A 23366-nucleotide genomic window follows, 5' to 3' on the forward strand; every position below is an offset into this window, starting at 1 on the left:
GTGGATTCTCCGCCGCATGCAGCGATATGCATTTTCGGCAAAACTATTTTGTCCGCCCGTTTTATTTGACGCACGTCATAAAAATAGCGAGCGTGATTCACATGCCGCTGGCGCTGTCGGTCGCACAGTGCCGCCATTCGTCGGGCGAAATCGGGGAGTTTTCGCCTTGAGGGACACGCTGTCGTACCTGTCCCCGGGTGCGATCGCGTGAAGATGTGAAGATTTTCAGGAGTTAATGCCTTCAAACCTTGTTCCCGTATTGGGAGCCGGGGTGGGTCGCATTGTCTCCAAAAAAACTGCCAGCTGTGCCATCCGGTCTTTTCATGGAGATTTACCGATGAACCGCATTTACCGTCTGGTTTTCAATCGTGCCCTTGGGGTAATGCAGGTTGCTTCGGAGGTCGCCCAGAATCCTGGCGGAAGTGCGGTCTGCACGGCACGGATGCCGCGATTGCGGGCGCACCAGTTGACGGTTGCGCTGGCGGCCACACTGGCCAGTGGCTCGGCATTCGCAGCGTGCACAGGCACCACCACCGTCGACTGCGACGGTACCACCAACATCAACAACTACTCCAACGCGACCAACGGCCTCACGCTGAACATCGCCTCGGGTGCGTTGCTGCGTACGCCACCGATCGTAGGTGGCGGCAACGCAGCAACGCTGACCGGCGACAACGTGACGGTCAACAACAATGGCACGATCGATCCAAGCTCGATCATCCTCGCCTCTCCCGGCCTGGTCATCGGCAATGGTTCTGCCAACAACAGCGCGATCGTCGTCAACAACAACGCCAGCGGACAGATCAAGGGTGTCGTCAACATCGCAACGCTGCTGGGCTTTGGTGGACAGGCGCTGGTGGCACAGAATGTCAACGGCACCACCACCATCAACAACGCTGGCCTGATCAGCACGTCATTGATCGGTGCAGGTAGCGTTTCCGACGCGACCACGGTGGTGACCTATGGTGGCGCGGCAGCCAACGTGACCAACACAGGCACCATCGACGGGCGCGTCGGCCTGGGTGCTTCTGGAGGCAACGCGTTCCTCAATGCGGGGGCGGTCAGCGGCAGCGTTCACCTGGGTGATTCAACCGGCGGAAATACCTTCACCGCAGTGTCCGGTTCCAGCGTTGTGGCCGGCGGCGGCACCGCCCTTGCCGGTGTGATTACCGGTGTTACCGGGGTGAAGGTTGCGGCTGCGGGATCGGTCGATGCCGGTATCGGCAGCGGTGCCACCAACAACACACTGGTGCTGCAGAACAGCGCTTCCGGTACGGGATCCGGCACCGGTGGAGCGGTGACAACGCTGGGGTGGAACCAGTACCTCAACTTCCGGAAGCTGACCGTCAACAGTGGTACCTGGAACCTGCAGGGCGCATGGACCGGAACCGGACCCACGACACTCAATGACGGTCTGGTCAATTTCAACAATGCCGGTTCCTTCGGCACGGGGCTGTTCACGGCCAACGGCGGCGCCATTGCCGCCTCCACGGCGGGCCTGAGCCTGACCAACGCCTTCAACCTTGGCGGCAACCTTTCCCTCGGCGGGACCAATGCGTTCGGGCTGGGGGGCGTCCTTTCGGGCGTCGGTGGGCTGACGGTCAACAACACCGGCATCGTCACTCTCGGCGGTGCCAACCTGTTCTCGGGCGGGGTCAATCTCAATGCCGGTGGCCTGTTGCTGGGCAATGCGGGGGCTCTCGGCTCCGGCGCCCTCACCGTGGGTGGCACGGCGTCGCTGGACACCACCGCCGCGTTCAACCTGAGCAACAACCTGATCGTCAGCGGGGGCGGCACGCTCAACCTGCTCGGCAACAACAGCCTTGGCCTCAACGGTTCCATCTCCGGCGCCGGCAACCTGGTCAAGGCCGGTCCGGGTACGCTCACCTTGAATGGTGCCAACCTGCTCACGGGCTCCTTCTCGGTCACCGGGGGGGCGCTGGCATTGGGCGCCGGTGGCAGCCTGTCGCCGACGGGCGCGATCTCGGTGGGCGCAGGCACCAACCTGGATCTTTCGCTTGCCACCAACCAGACCATTGGTTCGCTTGCCGGCGCCGGTACGCTCAACCTCGGCGCGCGCAGCCTCACGCTGGGTGGCCTGAACACCAGCACCAGCTTCTCCGGCGTCATCGGCGGTGTCGGTGGCGCGCTCGTCAAGGTCGGTACGGGTACCCAGACCCTGTCTGGTGCCAATACCTTCACCGGTGGCGTCGCGCTCAACGGCGGTGGGCTGCTGCTGGGCAATGCCGGCGCGCTGGGCACCGGCGCACTCAGTGTCGGCGGCAACGTCACCCTCGATGGCACGGGGGCGCTCGCTCTCGCCAACGCGGTCAATCTGGGCGCGGGCAGCATCCTCAATCTGTCCGGAAACCAGGCGCTGACCTTCAACGGCGCGATCGGTGGTACCGGCGGCCTGGTCAAGAACGGCGCGGCCACCCTGACCCTCAACAACGCCAACACGTTTGGCGGAGGGCTGTCGCTCACCGCCGGTGGGCTGGTGCTCGGCAACGGCGGCGGGTTGGGAACCGGCGCATTGAACGTCGGTGGTGCAGTGACGCTTGATGCCAGCTCGGCATTGACCGTGGGCAATGGCATCAACCTGGGGTTGGGTGGTTCGCTCAATGTGCTGGGGGGCAACGCGCTGACGCTGGGCGGCGTGATCGGTGGTACCGGCAGCCTGGTCAAGAACGGTGCCTCCACGCTGACGCTGGGCGGGGCCAACGCGTTCACCGGCGGCCTGAACGTGAACGCAGGCAAGGTGGCGCTGGCCAGTGGCGGCAGCCTGGCGGCAACCGGGGCGGTGAGTCTGGCCGGCGCGGGCGCCGACCTCGACATCTCGCTGGGCGGCAACCAGACCATCGGTGCGCTGTCCGGCGTCGTCGGCAGCACGGTGACATTGGGCAGCAGTACGCTCACCTTCGGTGATGCCACCAACCAGACCTTCGGCGGTGTGATCGGCGGCACCGGCGGCCTGGTCAAGCAGGGCACCGGCGTGCAGACGCTGACCGGCGCCAATACCTTCAGCGGTGGAGTGAATCTTGCGGCCGGTGGCCTGGTGCTGGGCAACGCCGGTGCGCTGGGAAGCGGTGCGCTGACGGTCAGTGGCAACGGTTCGCTGGATACCACTGCTGCGCTCAACCTGGGCAATGCGATCAACCTCGGTGCAGCGCTGACCCTGCCGGGCAGCCAGAACCTGACCCTGGGTGGCAACATCACCGGTACCGGCAGCCTGGTCAAGAACGGCGCATCCACACTGACCTTGAACGGTACCAACACCTTCAGCGGTGGACTGAACGCAAACGCCGGCGGTCTGCTGCTGGGCAACAGTGGAGCGCTGGGTACGGGGGCGCTGATTGTCGGCGGGATTGTTTCGCTGGACGGCAGTGGCCCGCTGAACCTGGCCAATGATGTCGTGCTCGGCGGCGGCGCCTTGCTGACACTGCCGGGCACGCAGGCCATCACCCTGGGCGGCGTGGTGTCCGGCGCGGGTGGCCTGGTGAAGAACGGCGCCACCACCTTGACCCTCAATGGCGGCAACACCTTCGGTGGCGGGCTGACCGTCAACGGCGGCGGCGTGCTGCTGGGCAACGCCGGCGCGCTGGGCACCGGTGCATTGTCGGTGGGGGCCAACACCACGCTGGACAGTTCGGTGGCGCTGAACCTGGCCAACAGCGTGAACCTCGGGACCAGTGCCGTACTGAACCTGCTGGGCAACCAGAACGTGTCGCTGGATGGGGTCATCAGCGGCACTGGCGGCCTGGTCAAGAACGGCGCGGCGACACTGGCATTGAATGGGCCCAACACCTTCAGCGGAGGTGTCGGCCTCAACGCAGGCGTACTGCAGCTGGGCAATGCGCAGGCGCTGGGTACCGGGCAGCTGGATGTGGGTGGCAACGCTTCGCTGGATGCAGCATCGGCGCTTACCGTAGGCAACAACATCGGCCTCGCTGCCGGTGCCAACCTCTCCGTGCTGGGCAGCAATGACCTGACGCTGACCGGTCCGGTATTCGGTGCGGGTGGGTTGATCAAGGACGGCCCAGCGCGCCTCACGCTGTCCGGCGCCAACACCTTCGGCGGTGGTACCACCGTCAACGCCGGCACGCTGGCGCTGGGAGCCGGCGGTAGCCTTGCCGCGGCCGGTGCGGTGGATCTTGCTGGCGCCGGTGCGACGCTGGACATCTCCGCAGCCGCCACGGCGCAGACCATCGGCGCGCTCAACGGCGTCGCAGGCAGCCAGCTGGCGCTGGGCGCGCAGTCGCTGACCTTTGGCGGCGCCAGCAACGGCAGCTTTGCCGGTGTGATCGGAGGCACCGGCGGTTTGGTCAAGACCGGCACGGGCGTGCAGACGCTGTCCGGTGCAAACACCTTCAGTGGCGGCCTTGCGCTCAATGCGGGTGGCCTGATTCTCGGCAACACCAGCGCGCTTGGTACGGGTGCGCTGGCCATCGGCGGAACCACCACGCTCGACAGCACCGTGGCGCTGAACCTGGCCAACGCGGTGAACTTCGGTGCCGGCACCCAGCTTACCCTGGGCGGGACCAATGACGTTGCGTTCGGAGGCGTGCTGAGCGGCAACGGCAGCCTGGTCAAGAACGGCACCGGCCTGCTGACGCTCAACAACACCAATACGTTTGGTGGCGGCCTGACCTTGAACGGTGGTGGCCTGGTGGTCGGTGCGGATGGTGCGCTTGGTACCGGCGCGCTGGCGGTGAATGCCAGTACCACGCTGGATGCCGGCGCTGCAGTGACGCTCGGCAATGCGGTCACGCTGGGCTCGGGCGTTGCACTGACGTTGCCGGGCAGCAATGCGTTGACGCTGTCGGGTGTGGTCGGAGGCAACGGCAGCCTGATCAAGAACGGCGCTACCACGCTGACCCTGTCCGGTGCCAACACCTACACCGGTGGTACCGCCATCAATGCCGGCACGCTGGCGCTGGGCACGGGCGGCAGCCTGGCTGCGGCGGGTGACGTCACGCTGGGCGCAGGCGCTGGCTTCGATATCTCCGGCGCCGGCAGCAACCAGACCATCGGTGCACTCAACGGAGCGGGTGGAAGCACGCTGACGCTGGGCGGCAATTCATTGACCTTCGGTACCGCCGGCAACGCCGCATTCGATGGCGTGATCAGCGGCGGTGGCGGTCTGGTCAAGGTGGGCGCGGGCGTACAGACATTGTCCGGCGCCAACACCTTTGCCGGCGGTGTGACACTGAACGCAGGTGGACTGGTACTCGGCAATGACGCAGCGCTGGGCTCCGGTGCGTTGACGGTCGGCGGTGTCGCCACACTGGATACCACCGGCCTGGCAACGCTGGCCAACAACATCGCGCTCAACGCCGGGCTGACCGTAATCGGGACCAATGCACTGACGCTCAACGGCGTCCTTTCCGGTACCGGCAGCCTCACCAAGAATGGCAGCGCAACGCTGACCCTGAACGGCATCAACACCTATACCGGTGGCACCAACATCAACGCCGGCACGCTGGCGCTGGGGGCCGGTGCCAGCCTGTCAGCGAGCGGTACCGTGAACCTCGCCACCGGTGCCACGCTGGATCTATCTGCCGGCAGTGGCACGCAGCAGTTCGGAACCCTGATCGGCAACGGTACGGTGAATCTCGGCGCCAACTCGATCGAGGTCGGCGGTGCCACCGATGGCACCTTCAGTGGCTCGATCGCAGGCACCGGTGGCCTGACCAAGGTCGGTGCCGGCATCGAGACGCTGACCGGTGCCAACACCTATACCGGCGGCACTTTCATCAATGCCGGTACCCTGGCGATCGGCCCCGGCGGCAGTCTGGCCGCGACCGGTGCGGTGACGCTCAATGCGGCGGGCACAGGCTTCGATATCTCCACTGCCGGCGCCAATCAGACCATCGGGGCGTTGAACGGTGTGGCGGGCTCGACGGTGAGCCTGGGGGCGCAGACGCTGACCCTGGGCGGCGTTGGCAACAGCACTTTCGATGGCGCGATCTCCGGCACCGGCGGCCTGGTCAAGAATGGCGTCGGCATCCTCACGCTCGGCGGGGCCAACCTGTTCAACGGCGGCGTGGCATTGAACGGTGGTGGGCTGGTGGTCGGCAACAACGCTGCGCTGGGTAGCGGCGTGTTGAACGTCGGTGCCGATGCGACGCTGGACAGCAGCCTGGCGGTAACGCTTGGCAATGCCGTCAACCTCACTGCTGGTGCCAACCTCAACCTGCTCGGCAGCAACGCGCTCACGCTGGGTGGCGTCATCAGTGGTGGCGGTGGCTTGATCAAGAATGGTGCGGCCACGGTGACCCTGACCGGTGCCAACACCTACACCGGCGGTACCACCATCAACAGCGGCACGCTGGCCATCGGTGCCGGCGGCAGCCTGGCTTCCACCGGCGCAGTGAATCTTGCCGGTGCCGGCACGTTCGACATTTCGGCGGGCAACCAGGCCATCGGTTCGCTGGCTGGCGTCGCCGGCAGTACGGTGGCGCTGGGCGGCAGCACGCTGACCCTGGGCGGTGCCGTTGACAGCACCTTCAACGGTGCGATCAGTGGCAATGGCGGCCTGGTCAAGAACGGCGCGGGCGTGCAGACGCTCAACGGCGCCAGCACCTTCAGCGGCGGCGTCGCACTCAACGCCGGTGGCCTGGTGGTCGGCAACAACGACGCGCTCGGTAGCGGTGCGGTGACCGTGGGCGGCAACGCCACACTGGATTCGAACACCGCGATCACGCTTGCCAACAACTTCATGCTCAATGCCGGACTGACTGTGCTGGGCAGCAACAACCTCACCCTCAACGGCATCCTCAGTGGTACCGGCTCACTGACCAAGGAAGGTGCCGCGACGCTGACCTTGAATGGTGCCAACAGCTATACCGGCGGTACCTTCATCAACGCTGGCACCCTGGCACTGGGTGCTGGCGCCAGCCTGGCCTCCACGGGCACCGTCAACCTGGCCACGGGCGCGACCTTCGATCTGTCAGCGGGCAGCGGCACGCAGCAGTTCGGTACCCTGATCGGCAGCGGTACGGTGAATCTGGGCGCCAACACATTGACGATCGGAGGCCCTACCGATGGCACCTTCAGTGGTTCGGTGGCCGGCTCCGGTGGCCTGATCAAGGAAGGTTCGGGCACCCAGACGTTGACCGGTACCAACACCTTCACCGGTGGCACCACCATCAACGCCGGCACGCTGGCGATCGGTGCCGGCGGCAGCCTGGCTGCCACGGGTGCGGTGAACCTGGCCAATGCCGGCACCGCCTTTGACATCAGCGCGGGTGGTGCGCAGGCGATTGGTTCGCTGGCAGGCGTGGCGGGTTCGACAGTGGCGCTGGGCGGCAGCACGCTGACCCTCAATGGCGTGGGCAATACCACGTTCGCCGGCACCATCGGAGGGGCCGGTGGCCTGGTAAAGAACGGCGCAGGCATCCAGGGCTTGACGGGCGTCAACGTCTTCACCGGCGGCGTGACTCTCAATGCCGGTGGCCTGCTGCTGGGCAACGACGGTTCGTTGGGCACCGGCGCGCTGACCGTAGGCGGCAACGCCAGCCTGGACGGCACCGGCGCGCTGACACTGGCCAACACCGTGCAGCTGGCCGGCGGCACGCTGACCCTGGCCGGCAGTAATGCGCTGACCTTGAATGGCCCGATCAGCGGTGCCGGTGGCCTGCTGAAGGATGGCGCGGCGACGGTGACCCTGGGCGGTGCCAGCAGCTATACCGGCACCACCACCATCAACAGCGGCACGCTGGCGGTAGCAGCCGGCGGCAGCCTGTCCGGTGCCAGCACGGTGAACCTGGCCGGTGCTGGCACGCTGGATATCAGCGCCGGTGGCAACCAGAGCATCGGCGGCCTGGCCGGTGTGGCCGGCAGCACGGTGGCGCTGGGAGGTGCAACGCTGACTACTGGCGGCAACAACGCCAGCACCTTGTTCGCTGGCGTCCTCAGTGGCACCGGCGGCCTGGTGCAGGGAGGTACCGGTACGCTGACCCTGAGCGGCGACAACACCTACACCGGCGGTACCACCATCAACGGTGGCAGCACCCTGCAGATCGGCAACGGTGGCAGCACCGGTTCGGTGCTGGGCGACATCACCAACAACGGCAGCCTGGTCTACAACCTCGGCACCACGGCAACCGTGGGTGCGGTGGTCAGTGGCAATGGCGGTCTGACCCAGGCCGGCAGCGGCACGCTGGTGCTGACCGGCAACAACACCTACACCGGTGGTACCACCATCAATGCCGGTGGCACATTGCAGATCGGCAACGGCGGTGCGACCGGTGCGATTGTTGGTGACATCACCAACAACGGCGCGCTGGTGTCCAACGTGGCAGGCAACACCACGCTGGGCGGCACCATCAGCGGCAGTGGCGGCCTGACCCAGGCCGGTGCCGGCACGCTGACCCTGACCGGCAACAACACCTATACCGGCGGCACCACCATCAATGCCGGTGGCACCCTGCAGGTGGGCAATGGCGGTGCGACCGGTGCGATCACCGGCAACGTTGCCAACAACGGCAGCCTGGTATTCAACGTGGGCGGCAACACCACGGTCGGTGGCGCGATCAGCGGCAGCGGTGGCCTGACCCAGGCCGGTACCGGCGTGCTGACCCTGGTCGGCAACAACACCTACACCGGTGGCACTACCATCAATACCGGCGGTGCGCTGCAGGTCGGCAACGGCGGGGCAACCGGCGCCATCGCCGGCGACATCACCAACAATGGCGCGTTGATCTCCAACGTGGCCGGCAACACCGCGCTGGGCGGCACCATCAGTGGAAGTGGCGGCCTGACCCAGGCCGGCAGCGGTACGCTGCTGCTGACTGGCACCAACACCTACACCGGCGGTACCACCATCAACGCCGGCGGCACGCTGCAGCTGGGCAATGGCGGTGCGACGGGTTCGATCGTCGGTGACATCACCAACAACGGTTCGCTGGTGTCCAACGTGGCCGGTAACACCACGCTGGGCGGCACCATCAGCGGCAGCGGCGGCCTGACCCAGGCCGGCAGCGGCACACTGACCGTGACCGGCAACAACACCTACACCGGGCCGACCACGATCAACGCGGGCGGTACCCTGCAGGTGGGCAATGGCGGCGCGACCGGTGCGATCGGTGGCAGCGTCACCAACAACGGCAATCTGGTGTTCAACGTGGCCGGCAATACCACGGTCGGTGGCGCCATCAGCGGCAGCGGTGGCCTGACCCAGGCCGGTAGCGGCACGTTGATCCTGGGCGGCAACAACACCTATACCGGTGGCACCACCATCAACACCGGCGGCACGTTGCAGGTTGGCAATGGCGGCGCCAGCGGTGCGATCGCCGGCAACGTCAGCAACAACGGCAGCCTGGTCTTCAACGTGGGTGGCAACACCACCGTCGCCGGCACCATCAGTGGCAGCGGTGGCCTGACCCAGGCCGGCAACGGCACCCTCACGCTGACCGGCAACAACACCTACACCGGCGGCACCACCATCAATGCGGGTGGCACGGTGCAGGTCGGCAACGGCGGCGCCAGCGGCTCGATCACCGGCAACATCACCAACAACGGTGGCCTGGTGATCAACACCGGTGGCACCACCACCCTGGGCGGCTCCATCAGCGGCGGCGGCAGCATCGTGCAGGCCGGTCCGGGCAGCCTGAACCTCGGCGGCAACAGCGGTGGTTTCAGCGGTACCGGCCAGGTCACCGGCGGTGGCCTGAATGTCACCGGCAACATCGGCGGCCAGTGGACCATCGGCAGCGGCACCACGCTGTCCGGCACCGGCACCATCGGGGGCACTGGCGGTGGTGTGACGGTATCCAGCGGTGGTGTGCTGTCGCCGGGGAATGGCCCGGGCAACGGCAGCGGTGCGGGCAATGGCACCGGCACGATCACAGTGGGCGGCAACCTGACCCTGTCGCCGGGCAGCACGCTGGGCATCGATCTGGGCGCTACCGGCAGCGATACGGTACAGGTGGGCGGCAGCGCCAACGTGGGTGGCAGCACCGTAAAGGTGAACACCATCTCGCCGAGCACCAGCTACCAGCAGGGACAGCAGTACACCGTGATCAATGCGGGTGGTGGCGTGAGCGGGCAGTTCGCCTCGGCGACCACACCGTCGGCCTTCCTGACCATCACCCCGGTCTATACCGCGAACACGGCCAACCTGCAGATCGACGTGGCGCAGACCGCAGCGTTCACCACGGTGGCCAACACACGCAACCAGTACAACACGGCCGCGGCGCTGGACAGCCTGCCGCAGAGTGGACCGGCGCTGGGCCTGTACAACACGGTGCTGATGTATGACGCCGGTACCGCGCGTAGCGCATTCGACCAGCTGTCCGGTGAAGTGCATGCGGCCAGCCGCGCGGTGCTGCTGTATGACAACTATCTGGAAGAAGGCATCCGCCAACGTCTCGGCAGCGAACTGCCGACCGTGCGTGGCGAGCGTGCCTCGGCCTGGCTGGCCGGCAGCGGCAAGGTCTTCAAGCAGGATGGCGACGGCAACGGCGACGACATCCGCTCCAATCGCAATGCGCTGATGGCGGGTGTCGACTGGCAGCTGGGGGAACATGTGGTGCTGGGTGCGGCCGCAGGCAACGAGCGGCTGGATACGCGCCTTTACGATCGCAGCTCGAGGGCCCGCCTGCGCGGCAATACGTTCGGCCTGTATGCGCAGGGCCAATGGAACAACGGCTTTGCGGTGGGTGGCAGCGTGTCGCGCGGTGATTACCGCACGCGCACCACGCGTGAAGTGCCGCTGCTGGGGCAGACCCTGTACAGCCGCCAGGATTCGGATGTGACCATCGCTCAGGTGGAGGGCAGCTGGACCTGGACCCATGGCAAGACCCAACTGCAGCCGTATGTGCAGTTCACCAAGCACTGGGTCGACAGCGATCGTGCGGTGGAGCAGGGCGGCACTGCAGCGCTGGTGCTGGAAGGCGGCAAGGACACGCTCAATGTCAGCACCGTGGGCGTGCGCGGCCGTTGGGACGTGGGCAGCGGCGAGCGCTTCCCGGCGCAGCTGACGGTTGGCCTGGGCTGGCAGCATGCATCGGGTGATACCGATGTGGCCAGCCGCAACCGCTTCGCTGTGGGTGGCAATGCCTTCGACGTCTACAGCGCGGTGATGGCACGCAATGCGCTGGTCAGCCAGGTGGGCGTGGCGGTGGGCCTCGGCCGCAACAGCCAGCTGTCGATGTTCGTGCAGGGCCAGCATGGCGATGGCCGCCGCGACGTGGGCGGGCAGATCAACCTGCGCGTGGGCTTCTGAGGAGAGTGGGGCGACGTTGGATCCACGCCTGCGGATCCAGGGCGGGGCGGAGGGCTAGAACCTCCGCTCCATCTCCACGGCATCGATCCCGGCGCCGTGGCCATCGGGCACGATCCGCGTCACCTGGAAGCCCAGGCCGGCATAGAAGCCTTGGGTGTGCTGGCTGGTGCTGAGCGCGATGCGCTTGATCGAGGGATCCGCTGCAGCCTGGCGCAGGCGTGCCAGCGCCAGTTCCCGGCCCAGTCCATGCCGGTGCAGCGCGCGCTGCACCATGCCCCAGCAGAAACCCGCACTGCCGTCGCCGCGTCGCGACAGGCCGCCACAGGCCACGATGCTGCCATCTCGCTCGATGACTTGGAATGCACAGTCCATGGCCTGTTCTTGCAGGAAGCGCTCAAAGTCGCTGCGCTCTTCGGGCGCGAAGTAGGTGGGCACGTTGCTGTCGAAAATCGACAGGCAAGCGCTGGCATCGGCGGGGCGGTAGAGGCGGAGGTTCATGGAAAATGCCATGGCGTTGCCCGGGCGCATTTCAACCGTCCAGACGTTGTCCTTCACAAGGGGTATCGCACGACGAGGCCGTAGGGGGCGCCGAAGTGTTCCAAGGTGCGTGGAGCGGAGTCGATCTTCTCACGGATGATTTCGCCCAACTCGATGACTGTGCGGAACACAGGCGCCCGTACCAGACGGGTGCGTCGGTGGCGAGGCGCATGCGGCCGCGATGGCGTGCAGCGGGGCGCGGCGGCTTCTGGGCTATGCTTTCGACACGTGGGACTGACCGCGCGGCAGGATCCGCCGGCCCCATTCGTCTTCCTGCCTGCAACGGAGCTGCCCAGCGATGCCCGACCCTTCTCTTTCCCGGACCGCCCAGGTCATGCGCGGTCTGCTGTTTGGCGCGGTGGGGCTGTTGATGCTTGCCGTGGCCGCCTTCGAAGTGACGCATCGCCTTGAGTTCCTGCAGATCGCGCAGGCCGTCGATGGCCAGGTCGAGCGCCTGAACGCGGGCGGATCGCATCCGCAGATCGCGTTCACCACCGCGACCGGCCAACGCGTCTCCTACCCGCAGGGCGGCATGATCTTCGGCTATGAGCCTGGACAGCCGGTACGCGTGCTGTACGATCCGGCGCAACCGCGCCTGGAGCCGGTCCTGGATACGTTCGGTGCGCTGTGGGGAATGACGGTCGTGTGGATGCTGCTGGGGCTGGCGTTCGTCGGCGTCTGCGTGCGGGGACTGCTCCGGCGCAGGTAACTCGCAGCGGATCGCGCGCTGTCGCCGGGCGGATCGTTGGACCTGCCCCGGCGGCAGGGCCTGTTCAGTTCGGTAGTACCGCCAGCCAAATAAAAAAAGCCGCCCATTGGGCGGCTTCTTCATTTATCTGGCGGAGAGAGGGGGATTCGAACCCCCGAAGCGCGGTTTAGACGCTTACACACTTTCCAGGCGTGCTCCTTCAACCACTCGGACACCTCTCCGGATCCCTGCCATCGGCAAACGCCTCAGCAGGGGCGCAGATTCTAGCGGGCTGCGCGGCACTTCACAAGCACCCCGGCCAGGAACCTGCGAAAGCTGTGCCGGAGGCGAGGGGGCTGGACAGGCATGGCACAATGGAACATCCGATGGAAAACGGTGGCCTGATGTCCTATCTCGTCCTTGCCCGCAAGTGGCGTCCGAAGCGTTTTGCCGAGCTGGTGGGCCAGGAACACGTGGTCCGTGCGCTCAGCAATGCGCTGGACAGCGGCCGGGTCCACCACGCGTTCCTGTTCACCGGCACCCGCGGCGTGGGCAAGACCACCATCGCGCGCATCTTCGCCAAGTCGCTCAACTGCGAGCAGGGCACCAGCGCCGACCCGTGCGGCCAGTGCGCGGCCTGCCTGGACATCGACGCCGGCCGCTACATCGACCTGCTGGAAATCGACGCCGCGTCCAACACCGGTGTGGATGACGTGCGCGAGGTGATCGAGAACGCGCAGTACATGCCCTCACGTGGCAAGTACAAGGTCTACCTGATCGACGAAGTGCACATGCTGTCCAAGGCGGCGTTCAACGCGCTGCTGAAGACGCTGGAAGAACCGCCGGAGCACGTGAAGTTCCTGCTGGCCACCACCGATCCGCAGAAGCTGCCGGTTACCGTGCTCAGCCGCTGCCTGCAGTTCAACCTCAAGCGCCTGGACGAAGACCAGATCCAGGGCCAGATGACCCGCATCCTGGCGGCCGAGGAGATCGAAGCCGACGGCAGTGCCATCGTGCAGCTGGCCAAGGCCGCTGACGGTAGCCTGCGCGACGGCCTGTCGCTGCTGGACCAGGCGATTGCCTATGCCGGCGGCGCGCTGCGCGAGGACGTGGTGCGCACCATGCTGGGCACGGTCGATCGCACCCAGGTGGCGGCGATGCTCGATGCGCTGGCTGACGGCGATGGCCCGCGCCTGCTGCAGGTGGTGGCCGCGCTGGCCGAATTCTCGCCGGACTGGAGTGGCGTACTGGAAGCGCTGGCCGAAGGCCTGCACCGCATCCAGGTGCAGCAGCTGGTACCGGGTGCCGCAGCGGCTGCCGAAGGCCTGGATGCCGCAGCATTCGCCGAACGCCTGCGCCCGGAAGTGGTGCAGCTCTGGTACCAGATGGCCTTGAACGGCCGCCGTGACCTGCCGTTGGCGCCGAGCCCGCGCGCGGGCTTTGAAATGGCCGTGCTGCGCATGCTGGCTTTCCGTCCGGCCACGGCGGTCCCGCCGGTGCCAAAATCGGTGGAGGGTGCAGGCAATGTGCCGGGCGGCCATGTTGCCGGTGATGGCAGCGGTGCGGGTACCCACGAAGCGACGCCGGCGACTGCCGCCGCTTCGGCAAGCCCGACTGTGGCGGCGCAGGTGGCCGCTCCGGTGCAGGCCGCGCCGCGCGAACCTGAACCCGAACCTGAGCCGGTCCCGCAACCCGATCCTGAGCCGACGCCGGAGCCCGAGCCGGTCCCGGTGGAAGAGCCGGTGTCACCGCCGCCGGTGAAGGTCGAAGCCGCAGCGCCGCCGTCCGTTGAAGCAGAAGCGGGCGACGACCTGCCGCCGTGGGCCACCGACGAAGCAGAGGCGCGTGACGAGGCGCTGGCAGCCGAGATGGCTGGGCCGGACGCCGCCATGGTGGCGCCCTGGCATGAACCGCCAGCTCCCGTCGCGGCTCCCAGCGAGCCTGCACCGTCCGAGCGCCCGTTCCGCACCGAAGGCATTGCCATCGCGCCGGCCGAGCCCGCGCCAGTGCAGGAGACTGCGCCGCTGGAAGGTGTCAGCGATCTGGCCAGTGCCGAGGACTGGCTGGATCTGGTCGCCAACAGTGGCCTGAGCGGCCCGTCGCGGCAGCTGGCGGCCAACGCTGCCTTCATCAGTTGCCAGCACGGGACCTTGAAACTGGGCCTTTCGCCCGGATTTGAATACCTGCGCTCGGAGCGCGCGCTGGCCGCCCTGGGGGAGATGCTGGAGAAGGCCCTCGGCCAGGCGCCGAAGATCGTGGTCGAGACCGTGGAAACCGAGCACGTTCCGGCCGAGACCCTGCACCAGCGTGCCGATCGCCAGCGTGGCGAGCGGCAGCAGGTGGCAGAGACTGTTTTCATGGACGATCCGGAAGTGCAGGTGCTGATCCAACAGCACGGTGCCCGGGTTGTTTCCGATTCCATCCGTTCTTTTGACGAGTAAGACACCATGCGCGGAAACATCGCCCAACTGATGCAGCAGGCCCAGAAGATGCAGGAAAACCTGCAGAAGGCCCAGGAAGAAATCGCCAGGATCGAAGTGACCGGCAGCGCCGGTGGCGGCATGGTCAGCGTGACCCTGACCGGCGCCAAGGAATGCCGCAAGGTGCGCATCGACCCGTCGCTGGCCAGCGACCCGGAGATGCTGGAAGACCTGATCGCCGCCGCCTTCAATGATGCCTCGAACAAGATCGATGCCGAGTCGAAGTCGAAGATGGGTTCGGCCACCGCCGGCATGCAGCTGCCGCCGGGCATGAAGCTGCCGTTCTGATGTTCGGCGGGGCGCCTGTTGCTGCAGGCGCCCGCTGCAACCCTCAGTCGAGCATGGCTCGACTCTACACGTAGCCGTCGAGCCTGCTCGACGCCATCAAAGCATGCCGCCGTGTCCGCACCCCTGCTTGAACAATTGATCGATGCACTGCGGGTGCTGCCTGGCGTAGGCCAGAAGACGGCGCAGCGCATGGCCTATCACCTGCTCGAGCGCGAGCGCGAAGGTGGCCAGCGCCTGGCCGAGGTGCTGGCGTTGGCGGTGGAGCGAATCGGCCACTGCGCGCAGTGCCGCGATTTCAGCGAAACCGAGCTGTGCCCGACCTGTGCCAACAGCAGTCGCGAGCGCAGCCAGCTGTGCGTGGTCGAATCGCCGGCCGACCGCCTGGCCATCGAAAACGCCACCGGTTTCCGCGGTGTCTACTTCGTGCTACAGGGCCGCCTGTCGCCGCTCGATGGCATTGGCCCGCGCGAACTGGGCCTGGAGCAGCTGGAGCGGCGCCTGGCCGAAGGCGAGGTGCAGGAACTGATCATCGCCACCAGTGCCACCGTCGAAGGTGAAGCCACCGCACATTACCTGGCGCAGCTGGCGCGTGCACGCAAGGTGCAGCCCAGCCGCCTGGCGCAGGGCCTGCCGCTCGGTGGAGAGCTGGAGTACGTCGATCGCGGCACGCTGTCGCACGCGTTCGGGACGCGCAGCGAATTCCGCGATTGAGCAACGGCCGGCATGTCCGGGTGTGCGCGGCCTACAATGCGGGAGACATCCCCGCCGAGGCCGACCATGAGCAACGAAACCCTCTTCAGCAAGATCATCCGTCGCGAGATCCCGGCCACCATCGTCTACGAGGATGACGAGGTGCTCGGCTTCAAGGACATCGCACCGCAGGCGCCGGTGCACGTGCTGTTCATTCCGAAGAACGAGATCATCCCGACCCTGGACGACCTGCAGCCGTCGCAGGCGCACCTGATCGGCAAGCTGGCGCTGGCTGCCGCCGAGTACGCGCGCCGCGAGGGCTTCGCTCAGGACGGCTACCGCATCGTGATGAACTGCCGCGAGGATGCCGGGCAGACCGTGTTCCATATCCACATGCACCTGCTGGCTGGTGCGTCGCTGGGGCACTTCGGTACCCCGGGGCGTTGAGCCTGCGCACCGCAAGGATCCACAGGATGCAGAAAGGCCGCCCGAGGGCGGCCTTTTCCGTCACGCCTGTGCGGGGGTGATCACCACCAGCCCCAACGGCCGTAACCACCCCAGTACGGGCCATACGGGCCCGGGCCCCACGGGCCATAGGGGTAGGGCACCACATCGACCTGGCGTTGTTCCGGCCACAGGTAGATCACATCGGCCGACAGCTTCGGCAGGCGGTAGTCGTACTCGCCGATGCGGGTGTTCTGGTAGCCGTCGATCTTGCCGATGAAGGTTACGTCGCGGCCGGCCTCAAACACGGCCGGGTCATAGAAGCCGGCACGGCATGCGATGAAGCGGCCGTCGCTGGCGTCGGACGAGGTGGTGTTCGGACGGCCACTGCCATTGAGCGGGCGCGAGATGATCTGGAAGCAGGTCTCGCCCTGGCCGGGTTTGGTTTCGATGATGCGACCGCCCCAACGGACCGGCGTACCGACCTGCTGGGTGGCGACCGAGTCGCGCGGGGAGACCAGGCTGAACTGTCCCTGCAGCGGCTTTGGGGCCGTGGCGCAGGCCGACAGGGCCAGCGTGGCCACAGCGGTGAGGAGGAACTTGGTGTTCATGGGGAGGCTCCGGAAGTCGGGCGATGCCTGCGCAGGTCCCGCAATAATGAAGCGAGGTCGGTGCAAGTTCCAGCGTAACGCGCATCAGCGAAACGCTGGCTGAGCGTGAGCAGGGCCGGATCGGGATGCTGGGCATGCACCCGGTGTGCCCAGTCCCCTGCGGTTTCGTGGGGACGCCGGGCCCACCCGAGGCGGGCATAGCGCCGGCCCAGCCCATGCCAGGCACGCAGCAGCGGATCACGTTCGCGCTCGCCACGGGCCAACAGCCAGGCCATCCACGCCAGTGCCAGCAACGCAGCGATCACAAAGCCGGCGACCAGCTGTCCGGGCCCGAGGTCATCCAGCCCGAACGGCTTGAGTAGTTGCTGCTGGCGGCGCGCGTCGAAGGACAGCACCAGATCGTTCCAGCCGCGGCGCAGCCAGTCGCCCATCTGCCCCAGCTGCAGCCAGCGCTGCTGCAACGGGCTGCTGGTGCCGGCCTGCAGGCGGTCGTCGAGTGTGTCGAGGATGCGTTCCGGTGCCACGGCGGCGGTCGGGTCGACCCGTACCCAGCCGCGCTGTGGCAGCCACACCTCGGCCCAGGCGTGGGCATCCATCCGCCGCACCACCCAGTAGTCGCCAATACGGTTGCGGGTACCGCCGGCGAAACCGGTTACCACCCGCGCCGGGACGCCGGCGTTGCGCATCAGCACCACGAAGGCCGAGCTGAAGTGTTCACAGAAGCCGGCCTTGTAGCCGAACAGGAACTCGTCAACCGGATCGCGCCCTGCCGGCGGCGTTTCGAGCGTGTAGGAGAAATCGGTGGTGATCCATTGCAGCGCGCGGCGGACGATGGCCTCGTCATCGCCGCCGGCATCCTGCCGCCATTGCTGGGCCAGGGTTGCCGTACGTGGATTGAAGCCGGCGGGCAGCTGCAGCGTGGCGCGGCGCAGGTAGGGCGACAGCGCGCTGTCGAAGCGCTGCGGCGGCGCCGAATGCAGTCGCCAGCGGCTGAGCGAGGCCAGCGAGCGTTCACTGCTCAGGCTCATGTCCGCGTCCAGCGTGCTGCCTGCTGGGGCACGGCTGGGCAGGTCCAGCGCCACCAGCTGGCGGCGGTCTGTGGGCTCGTAGTCGATCTGGTAGTCCCAGCCCTGCGCACCGGCGTCGACCACTGCGGCGGGACGTCGCGCGCTGGCCCGGTCGCGCGTCCAGCGCCGGCCATCGAAGGCGGTCAGCACCGGCCCGCGCCAGTAGCGCTGTGCCGGCTCGGGCACAGCACCAAAGAACTGCACGCGCAGCGCCGGGGTGTCATCGGCCATCAGGTCCAGCCATTGGCCGGGTTCCATGCTGTCGGACAGCCCCGGCGTGCCGACGGCGCGCTCGGGAACACCCCACAGCGGCGTTGCCAGGCGTGGGAACAGCCAGAAGCAGGCCAATGCCAGCGGCAGGCCGATCGCCAGCAGGCGGCCGACACCGCGCAGCTGCCCGCGCAGCGGCAGGCGGCCGGCGTGGCCTTCATCCTGGGCCAGGCGTTGCAGGGCGAGCAATGCGCTGACCCCGGCCAGTGCGGCCAGTGCTGTTGTCAGCGGCCCCTGGTCGAGCAGAAACGCCGCAAACGGCGAGAACAGAGCGAAGCCGAGCAGGCTGCGGGCATCACGCAGGCTGCGCAGCTCGCTGGACTTGATCGCCAGCATCGCCGCCAGCAGCGCGCAACCGGTATCGCGCCCTGGGCGCACCATGCCCATCTGCCAGACGATGGCGGCAAGCATGGCCAGTACCAGCAGCAGGCGCACCGGCATTGGCAACTGCCTTCGCCACGACAGGGCGGCGGTGATGATTGCCGCCAGCGCGATCACGCCAGCCAGCAGTGGTGGCAGCTGCAGCAGCAATGGCAACAGCGCCAGCGCCGCGCTGGCCAGGGTCCAGGTGCGGGCAGTGCGGTCAAGCAGGAGAGGGGACTCAGTCATGCGGCATCAACGCCAGCGCGCGCAGGCACAGGTGATGGTGGCTGGCACCCTGGCCGGGGCCGAAGGGGGGATGTGCCGGCAGCAGCAGGGTGTAGCGGCGGCCTTCGCGCTCGGCCATATCCACCCAGCGCGCCAACCGCGCGATGCGTGCTTCATGGCCCAACGGCGCCAGCGTGCGCCAGTCCAGGATGACTTCGATGCCGATCGGCTTTTCGTACTCGCGCACCAGCAGGCTGTCGCGGCGCGCCGAGTGCTTCCACGAAATACTGCGCGGTGCATCGCCTGCGCGGTACGGCCGCAGCTGGTGCAGCTCTTCGCCGCTGGCATGGGCGCGTGTATGCAGCGGATCGTTGCCACTCTCCGGTAGCGCAGGGCTCAGCGTTTCGGCCAGTGGATAGACCAGCAGCGGTTGTTCCGGCCATACCCATGACCATGCCCGCACCAGCCCCAGCGGCTGCGTAGTGGACAGGCGGATGCGTGGCAGTTCCAGCCAGCCGCGGCGCTCGCTGGGCACCTCCAGCTCTACTTCGCCACGGCCGTGTGCAGGCAGTGGGGTCCAGGCCTCGCTGCCGCCCAGCTGCAGGTGCAGGCCGTGACGTGCGCGGGGATCGCGCAGTGACAGGTCCACGCGCAGCCGCAGCGGTTGCCCGGCGGGAACCGGCTCGGCGGAGATGGCGTCGATCTGCACGCCGGACAGTTGCAGGTGCGCGGCGATGGCACTGGCGATCGCTGCGGCCGCCAGCAGCAGGGCCAGCAGCAGGGCCGGGTTGTTGTTGTAGTTCAACGCGCCCAGCAGCATCGCTGCCAGCAGGGTGGCGACGAACAGCCCGAAGCGGGTGGGCAGTACGTAGATGCGGTGGCGGTCCAGCCGCTGCGGCAGCGCTTCGGGCCTGCGAGGGCGAGCCATCAGCTGCAGTCGTGCCCAGCGCGTGGCCACGCTCAGTCGACCGCAACGGTCTGCAGGATCGCGCGTGCCAGTGCCGGTCCCGAGCTGGATTCGGCCTCGGCCACCAGGCGATGGCCCGCTACCGCCACGAACAGGGTCTGCACATCCTCGGGCACTACATGGCCGCGCCCCAACAGCAGTGCGTGCGCCTTGGCCGCGCGCAGCAGGGCCAGACCGGCACGCGGCGACAGGCCCACGCGCACGCCGGCGTGCTGGCGGCTGCGGGTCAGCAGCGCCTGCACGTAGTCGATCAGCGCGTCGCTGGCATGCACGTGGTTCACTGCGTCGCGCAGCGCGCGCACCTGGGTGTCATCCAGCTTCGGTACGGCACGCGCGATCAGATCGCGGCGATCGGTGCCGCGCAGCAGTTCGCGCTCGGCCTGTACGCTGGGGTAGCCCATCGCCAGCCGCAGCAGGAAGCGGTCCAGCTGCGAATCCGGTAGCGGGAACGTGCCGGACAGATCCACCGGGTTCTGCGTGGCGATCACGAAGAAGGGATCGGGCAGGGGGTGGGTCTGCCCATCCAGGGTCACCTGCTGTTCGGCCATCGCCTCCAGCAGCGCGCTCTGCGTGCGCGGCGGCGCACGGTTGATCTCGTCGGCCAGCAGCACGTGGGTGAACACCGGCCCTGGATGGAACTGGAACTGGCGGCTGCCGGCTTCGTATACCGAGACGCCCAGTACATCGGCAGGCAGCAGATCGGAGGTGAACTGCACGCGCTGGAAGCTGAGGCCGAGGCTGCTGGCCAGTGCGTGCGCCAGCGTGGTCTTGCCCAGACCGGGCAGATCCTCGATCAGCAGATGGCCGCCGGAAAGCAGGGCGACGAAAGCCAGCCTGACTTCCGGCACCTTGCCCAGTACCAGTGCATTTACCTGATCCTGTGCCTCCCGCAGGGCCTGACGCAGTTGATCGGTTAGCATGCTGGGATTGGGGGGCGAGGCTGTCATGATCGTCTCAGATCTGGAATCCACTCGATTATCCATAGAGCAATGCAAGGCGAACAGCGCGCACGAACGATATTTCTCTGGTTATGGACGCTGGTCACAGCGGCCAAACTGGTGGTGGCTGCGCGCCTGCCGCTGTTCGTCGATGAGGCCTTCTATTGGCAGGAAGGTCAGCACCTGGCGGCTGCGTATTCGGATCTGCCCGGGCTGACTGCATGGCTGGCCCGGCTGGGCGTGGAGATTGGTGGCCATCATGTACTCGCCCTGCGCTTGCCGTTCCTGGCCATCGGCGCGCTGCTGCCGTTGCTGGTGGTGCGCACCGCAACCCGCTGGTTCGGCAATGTGGCGGGTTGGCAGGCGGGCAGCCTCACGCTGCTGATGCCGTTGTCGGCGACGCTGGGCCTGCTGGCAGTGCCGGATGTGCCGATGGCCCTGGCAGCTGCGATCTGTCTGCATGCAGGTGCGCGGCTGTTGCACAACGTCGACGCATCATCGGCCATGAAGCTTGCGCTGGGCCTGGCGATCGGTGCGCTCAGCCACTATCGCTTCATTGGTGTCATCGGCGTCGGTTTCATTGCGCTGCTGGCGCTGCCGCAGGGGCGGCGCATGCTGGGTGACCCACGCGTGTGGGTTGCACTGGCGGTGGGCGTGCTGGCGTGGCTGCCGCTGCTGGCATGGAATGCAGACAACCACGATGCCGGCCTGAAGTTCCAGGTGGTCGAGCGCCATCCCTGGACATTCGAGTGGGGTGGGCTGTGGTTCCTGGTGATCCAGCCGATGCTGGTCACCCCGATCCTGTGCATGGCGATGTGGAAGGTGGCGCTCGCCGGTACCCGCAGCGGCGGTGGCGCGCGCGTGCAGTGGCGCTACTTCGGGCTGGTGGGGGGCGTATCCACCCTGGGCATCTTCCTGCTGGGCTTCTTCACCGACGTCGAGCGCATCAGTTTCCACTGGCCGCTGCCGGGCTACCTGGCGCTGCTGGTGGCGGTGCCGGTGGTGCTCAACGGGTGGCCGCGCTGGCTGCGGCGCACCGGTTGGTGGCTGGCGGGCGCAGGCATGGTGCTCGCGTTCGGCTACTACCTGATGGCGTCCACGCCTTCGTTGCGTGAAGAGTTGGCCGGCAGCAAGTACTACCCGCGCAATTTCGCCGGTTGGCAACCACTGGCTGTCGCGGTCCACGAAGAGCTGCGGCAGATGCCGGAAGGGACGCGCGTGCTGGCCGGCAACTTCAAGGTCGGTGCCGAACTCGGTTTCCAGCTGGGCAATGGCAACATCGAGGTGCTGCCGCATCCGCTCAATGACAAGCATGGGCGCACCGCGCAGCTGGCGCAGTGGGGCCTGCTGCATGAGGGCGAGCGTTCGGCACCGATGCTGCTGGTGCTGTCACCCAGTGACCAGCGCTACCGCGATCTGCTGGCGCGCTATCACGCCATCTGCGAACAGGTGGGGCCGTTGCCGGCGCCGCGGGTGGTCAGCAGTGACCATGGCTTCCAGCGCTTCCTGCTGTTCCGGCTGCCGGTGCAGCGCGCTCCCGGGCCATGCGTGACCCCGGCGATGGCCTGGCTGGATGCACCCGGTGCTGGCGAGAAGGTGTCCGGCACGCTTGCCATCAAGGGCTGGGCGTTCAAGGACGGTGTCGGGCTGGCACGGGTTGAAGTGCTGGTCGATGGCCGCTCGATCGGTGATGCGCGCTATGGGCGCGCCTTCGATGTGCGCCAGACCTGGCCGGACAGCACCGATCCGCAGCATCCCGCCGTCGGCTTCGATGCCTCATTGGACACGACGACGCTGGCACCTGGGAGGCATTGGCTGGGCCTGCGCCTGTTCGGCCGCGATGGCAGCGTAGAGGTGTGGCAGGAGCAGCCGTTCGAGGTTCGTTGAGTCCTCTGGTCCTGTAGAGCCGAGCCGATGCTCGGCTGCTTCTGATTCAGATGGCAGGCAGCCTCGAAAAAAGCAGCCGAGCATGGGCTCGGCTCTACAGTTCACGGCACCGCGTACCCGGCCTGCCGCAGCAATCCGCACACCGCGATCAACGGCAGGCCGATCAGCGCGGTCGGGTCGCGGTTGTCGATCGCCTCGAACAGGCTGATGCCCAAGCCCTCGCACTTGAAGCTGCCGGCGCAGTCCAGCGGCTGTTCGGTGGCGACGTAACGGGTGATCTCATCCCGTTCCAATACGCGGAACCGTACTTCGGTCAGGTCGAGGGCCGTGAATGAATCTCCATTCCCGCTGAGACAGACGGCGGTATGGAAGCGCACGGTCTGCCCGGACATCGCTGCCAGCTGTGCGCAGGCGGCCTCGACCGTGCCGGGCTTGCCCAGCGACTGGCCGTTCAGATCCGCCACCTGATCCGAGCCGATCACCCAGGCGCCCGGATGCCGGGCAGCCACCTCGGCGGCCTTGGCGGCGGCCAGTCGCGTGGCCAGGGCCAGCGGCGCTTCGCCGTTCAACGGGGTTTCATCCACCTCCGGGCTGGCGCACTCGAAAGGCAGGCCCAGCCGTTGCAGCAGTTCGCGCCGGTAGCGGGAGGTGGAGGCCAGGACCAGTGACATGCGAGAATTCCGG

The 23366-nt window shown here is 67.1% G+C and carries 13 protein-coding genes and 1 tRNA gene; 7 read left to right on the plus strand and 7 right to left on the minus strand.

Features of this window, described 5'->3' with window-relative positions:
- Positions 1–337 precede the first annotated feature (337 nt).
- On the plus strand, positions 338–11227 hold the full coding sequence (locus FQS62_RS04595; protein WP_208043897.1) for an autotransporter-associated beta strand repeat-containing protein: 10890 nt from the start codon (positions 338–340) through the stop codon (positions 11225–11227).
- A 54-nt stretch (positions 11228–11281) separates the two neighbouring features.
- On the opposite strand, the gene FQS62_RS04600 is transcribed toward FQS62_RS04595, so the two are convergent.
- Positions 11282–11725 carry a GNAT family N-acetyltransferase gene (locus FQS62_RS04600; protein WP_208043917.1) on the minus strand — a complete coding sequence of 148 codons (444 nt, stop codon included), beginning with the start codon at positions 11723–11725 and terminating at the stop codon, positions 11282–11284.
- A gap of 337 nt (positions 11726–12062) precedes the next feature.
- On the opposite strand from FQS62_RS04600, the gene FQS62_RS04605 reads away from it, so the two are divergent.
- On the plus strand, positions 12063–12473 hold the full coding sequence (locus FQS62_RS04605) for a DUF3592 domain-containing protein (RefSeq protein WP_226053557.1): 411 nt from the start codon (positions 12063–12065) through the stop codon (positions 12471–12473).
- Between the two features lie 128 nt (positions 12474–12601).
- Here the strand turns inward: FQS62_RS04605 and FQS62_RS04610 are convergent.
- Positions 12602–12694, minus strand: a tRNA-Ser gene (locus FQS62_RS04610).
- A 144-nt stretch (positions 12695–12838) separates the two neighbouring features.
- Here FQS62_RS04610 and dnaX point away from each other — a divergent pair.
- The 4 genes from dnaX to FQS62_RS04630 all read left to right on the plus strand — a co-directional run bounded on the left by dnaX (position 12839) and on the right by FQS62_RS04630 (position 16357).
- Positions 12839–14893 (plus strand): DNA polymerase III subunit gamma/tau, encoded by a 2055-nt coding sequence (gene dnaX, locus FQS62_RS04615; protein ID WP_208043898.1) that lies wholly within the window; start codon positions 12839–12841, stop codon positions 14891–14893.
- 6 nt (positions 14894–14899) lie between these two features.
- Positions 14900–15220, plus strand: coding sequence for a YbaB/EbfC family nucleoid-associated protein (locus FQS62_RS04620; RefSeq protein WP_010483846.1), 321 nt, complete (start codon positions 14900–14902; stop codon positions 15218–15220).
- Positions 15221–15331: 111 nt separating this feature from the next.
- A complete protein-coding gene (gene recR / locus FQS62_RS04625; RefSeq protein WP_057501949.1) occupies positions 15332–15931 on the plus strand; it encodes a recombination mediator RecR in 600 nt (199 codons plus the stop codon).
- A 66-nt stretch (positions 15932–15997) separates the two neighbouring features.
- Positions 15998–16357, plus strand: a complete 360-nt coding sequence (locus FQS62_RS04630; protein ID WP_010483842.1) for a histidine triad nucleotide-binding protein — start codon at positions 15998–16000, stop codon at positions 16355–16357.
- An 80-nt stretch (positions 16358–16437) separates the two neighbouring features.
- On the opposite strand, the gene FQS62_RS04635 is transcribed toward FQS62_RS04630, so the two are convergent.
- From FQS62_RS04635 to FQS62_RS04650, 4 genes are read right to left on the minus strand one after another with little or no spacing between them, the layout of a single operon-like run.
- Positions 16438–16965, minus strand: a complete 528-nt coding sequence (locus FQS62_RS04635) for a Slp family lipoprotein (protein ID WP_005408301.1) — start codon at positions 16963–16965, stop codon at positions 16438–16440.
- A complete protein-coding gene (locus FQS62_RS04640) occupies positions 16962–18911 on the minus strand; it encodes a transglutaminase TgpA family protein (protein WP_208043899.1) in 1950 nt (649 codons plus the stop codon). The genes FQS62_RS04635 and FQS62_RS04640 overlap by 4 nt, the downstream gene beginning before the upstream one ends.
- The gene (locus tag FQS62_RS04645; protein ID WP_170935804.1) at positions 18904–19818 is read right to left on the minus strand and encodes a DUF58 domain-containing protein; all 915 of its coding nucleotides are present in this window, start codon (positions 19816–19818) and stop codon (positions 18904–18906) included. The genes FQS62_RS04640 and FQS62_RS04645 overlap by 8 nt, the downstream gene beginning before the upstream one ends.
- A 32-nt stretch (positions 19819–19850) precedes the next feature.
- Entirely contained in the window at positions 19851–20804 is a 954-nt protein-coding gene (locus FQS62_RS04650) for an AAA family ATPase (RefSeq protein WP_154348590.1), read from the minus strand.
- Positions 20805–20846: 42 nt separating this feature from the next.
- Between FQS62_RS04650 and FQS62_RS04655 the strand changes: the two genes are divergently transcribed.
- Positions 20847–22682, plus strand: a complete 1836-nt coding sequence (locus FQS62_RS04655) for a glycosyltransferase family 39 protein (RefSeq protein WP_057501947.1) — start codon at positions 20847–20849, stop codon at positions 22680–22682.
- Between the two features lie 101 nt (positions 22683–22783).
- Here FQS62_RS04655 and FQS62_RS04660 read toward each other — a convergent pair whose 3' ends face one another.
- Entirely contained in the window at positions 22784–23353 is a 570-nt protein-coding gene (locus tag FQS62_RS04660) for a Maf family protein (RefSeq protein ID WP_049444065.1), read from the minus strand.
- Between the last annotated feature and the right edge of the window lie 13 nt (positions 23354–23366).

The sequence above is a fragment of the Stenotrophomonas sp. SBJS02 genome (assembly GCF_020428325.2).
Classification (GTDB): domain Bacteria; phylum Pseudomonadota; class Gammaproteobacteria; order Xanthomonadales; family Xanthomonadaceae; genus Stenotrophomonas; species Stenotrophomonas africana.

Bases quoted from the DNA above. Each gene is read 5' to 3' on its own strand.
- FQS62_RS04595 (WP_208043897.1), top strand. From the start codon at position 338: ATGAACCGCATTTACCGTCTGGTTTTCAATCGTGCCCTTGGGGTAATG.
- FQS62_RS04600 (WP_208043917.1), bottom strand. From the start codon at position 11,725: ATGAACCTCCGCCTCTACCGCCCCGCCGATGCCAGCGCTTGCCTGTCG.
- FQS62_RS04605 (WP_226053557.1), top strand. From the start codon at position 12,063: ATGCCCGACCCTTCTCTTTCCCGGACCGCCCAGGTCATGCGCGGTCTG.
- dnaX (WP_208043898.1), top strand. From the start codon at position 12,839: ATGGAAAACGGTGGCCTGATGTCCTATCTCGTCCTTGCCCGCAAGTGG.
- FQS62_RS04620 (WP_010483846.1), top strand. From the start codon at position 14,900: ATGCGCGGAAACATCGCCCAACTGATGCAGCAGGCCCAGAAGATGCAG.
- FQS62_RS04630 (WP_010483842.1), top strand. From the start codon at position 15,998: ATGAGCAACGAAACCCTCTTCAGCAAGATCATCCGTCGCGAGATCCCG.
- FQS62_RS04635 (WP_005408301.1), bottom strand. From the start codon at position 16,965: ATGAACACCAAGTTCCTCCTCACCGCTGTGGCCACGCTGGCCCTGTCG.
- FQS62_RS04640 (WP_208043899.1), bottom strand. From the start codon at position 18,911: ATGACTGAGTCCCCTCTCCTGCTTGACCGCACTGCCCGCACCTGGACC.
- FQS62_RS04645 (WP_170935804.1), bottom strand. From the start codon at position 19,818: ATGGCTCGCCCTCGCAGGCCCGAAGCGCTGCCGCAGCGGCTGGACCGC.
- FQS62_RS04650 (WP_154348590.1), bottom strand. From the start codon at position 20,804: ATGACAGCCTCGCCCCCCAATCCCAGCATGCTAACCGATCAACTGCGT.
- FQS62_RS04655 (WP_057501947.1), top strand. From the start codon at position 20,847: ATGCAAGGCGAACAGCGCGCACGAACGATATTTCTCTGGTTATGGACG.
- FQS62_RS04660 (WP_049444065.1), bottom strand. From the start codon at position 23,353: ATGTCACTGGTCCTGGCCTCCACCTCCCGCTACCGGCGCGAACTGCTG.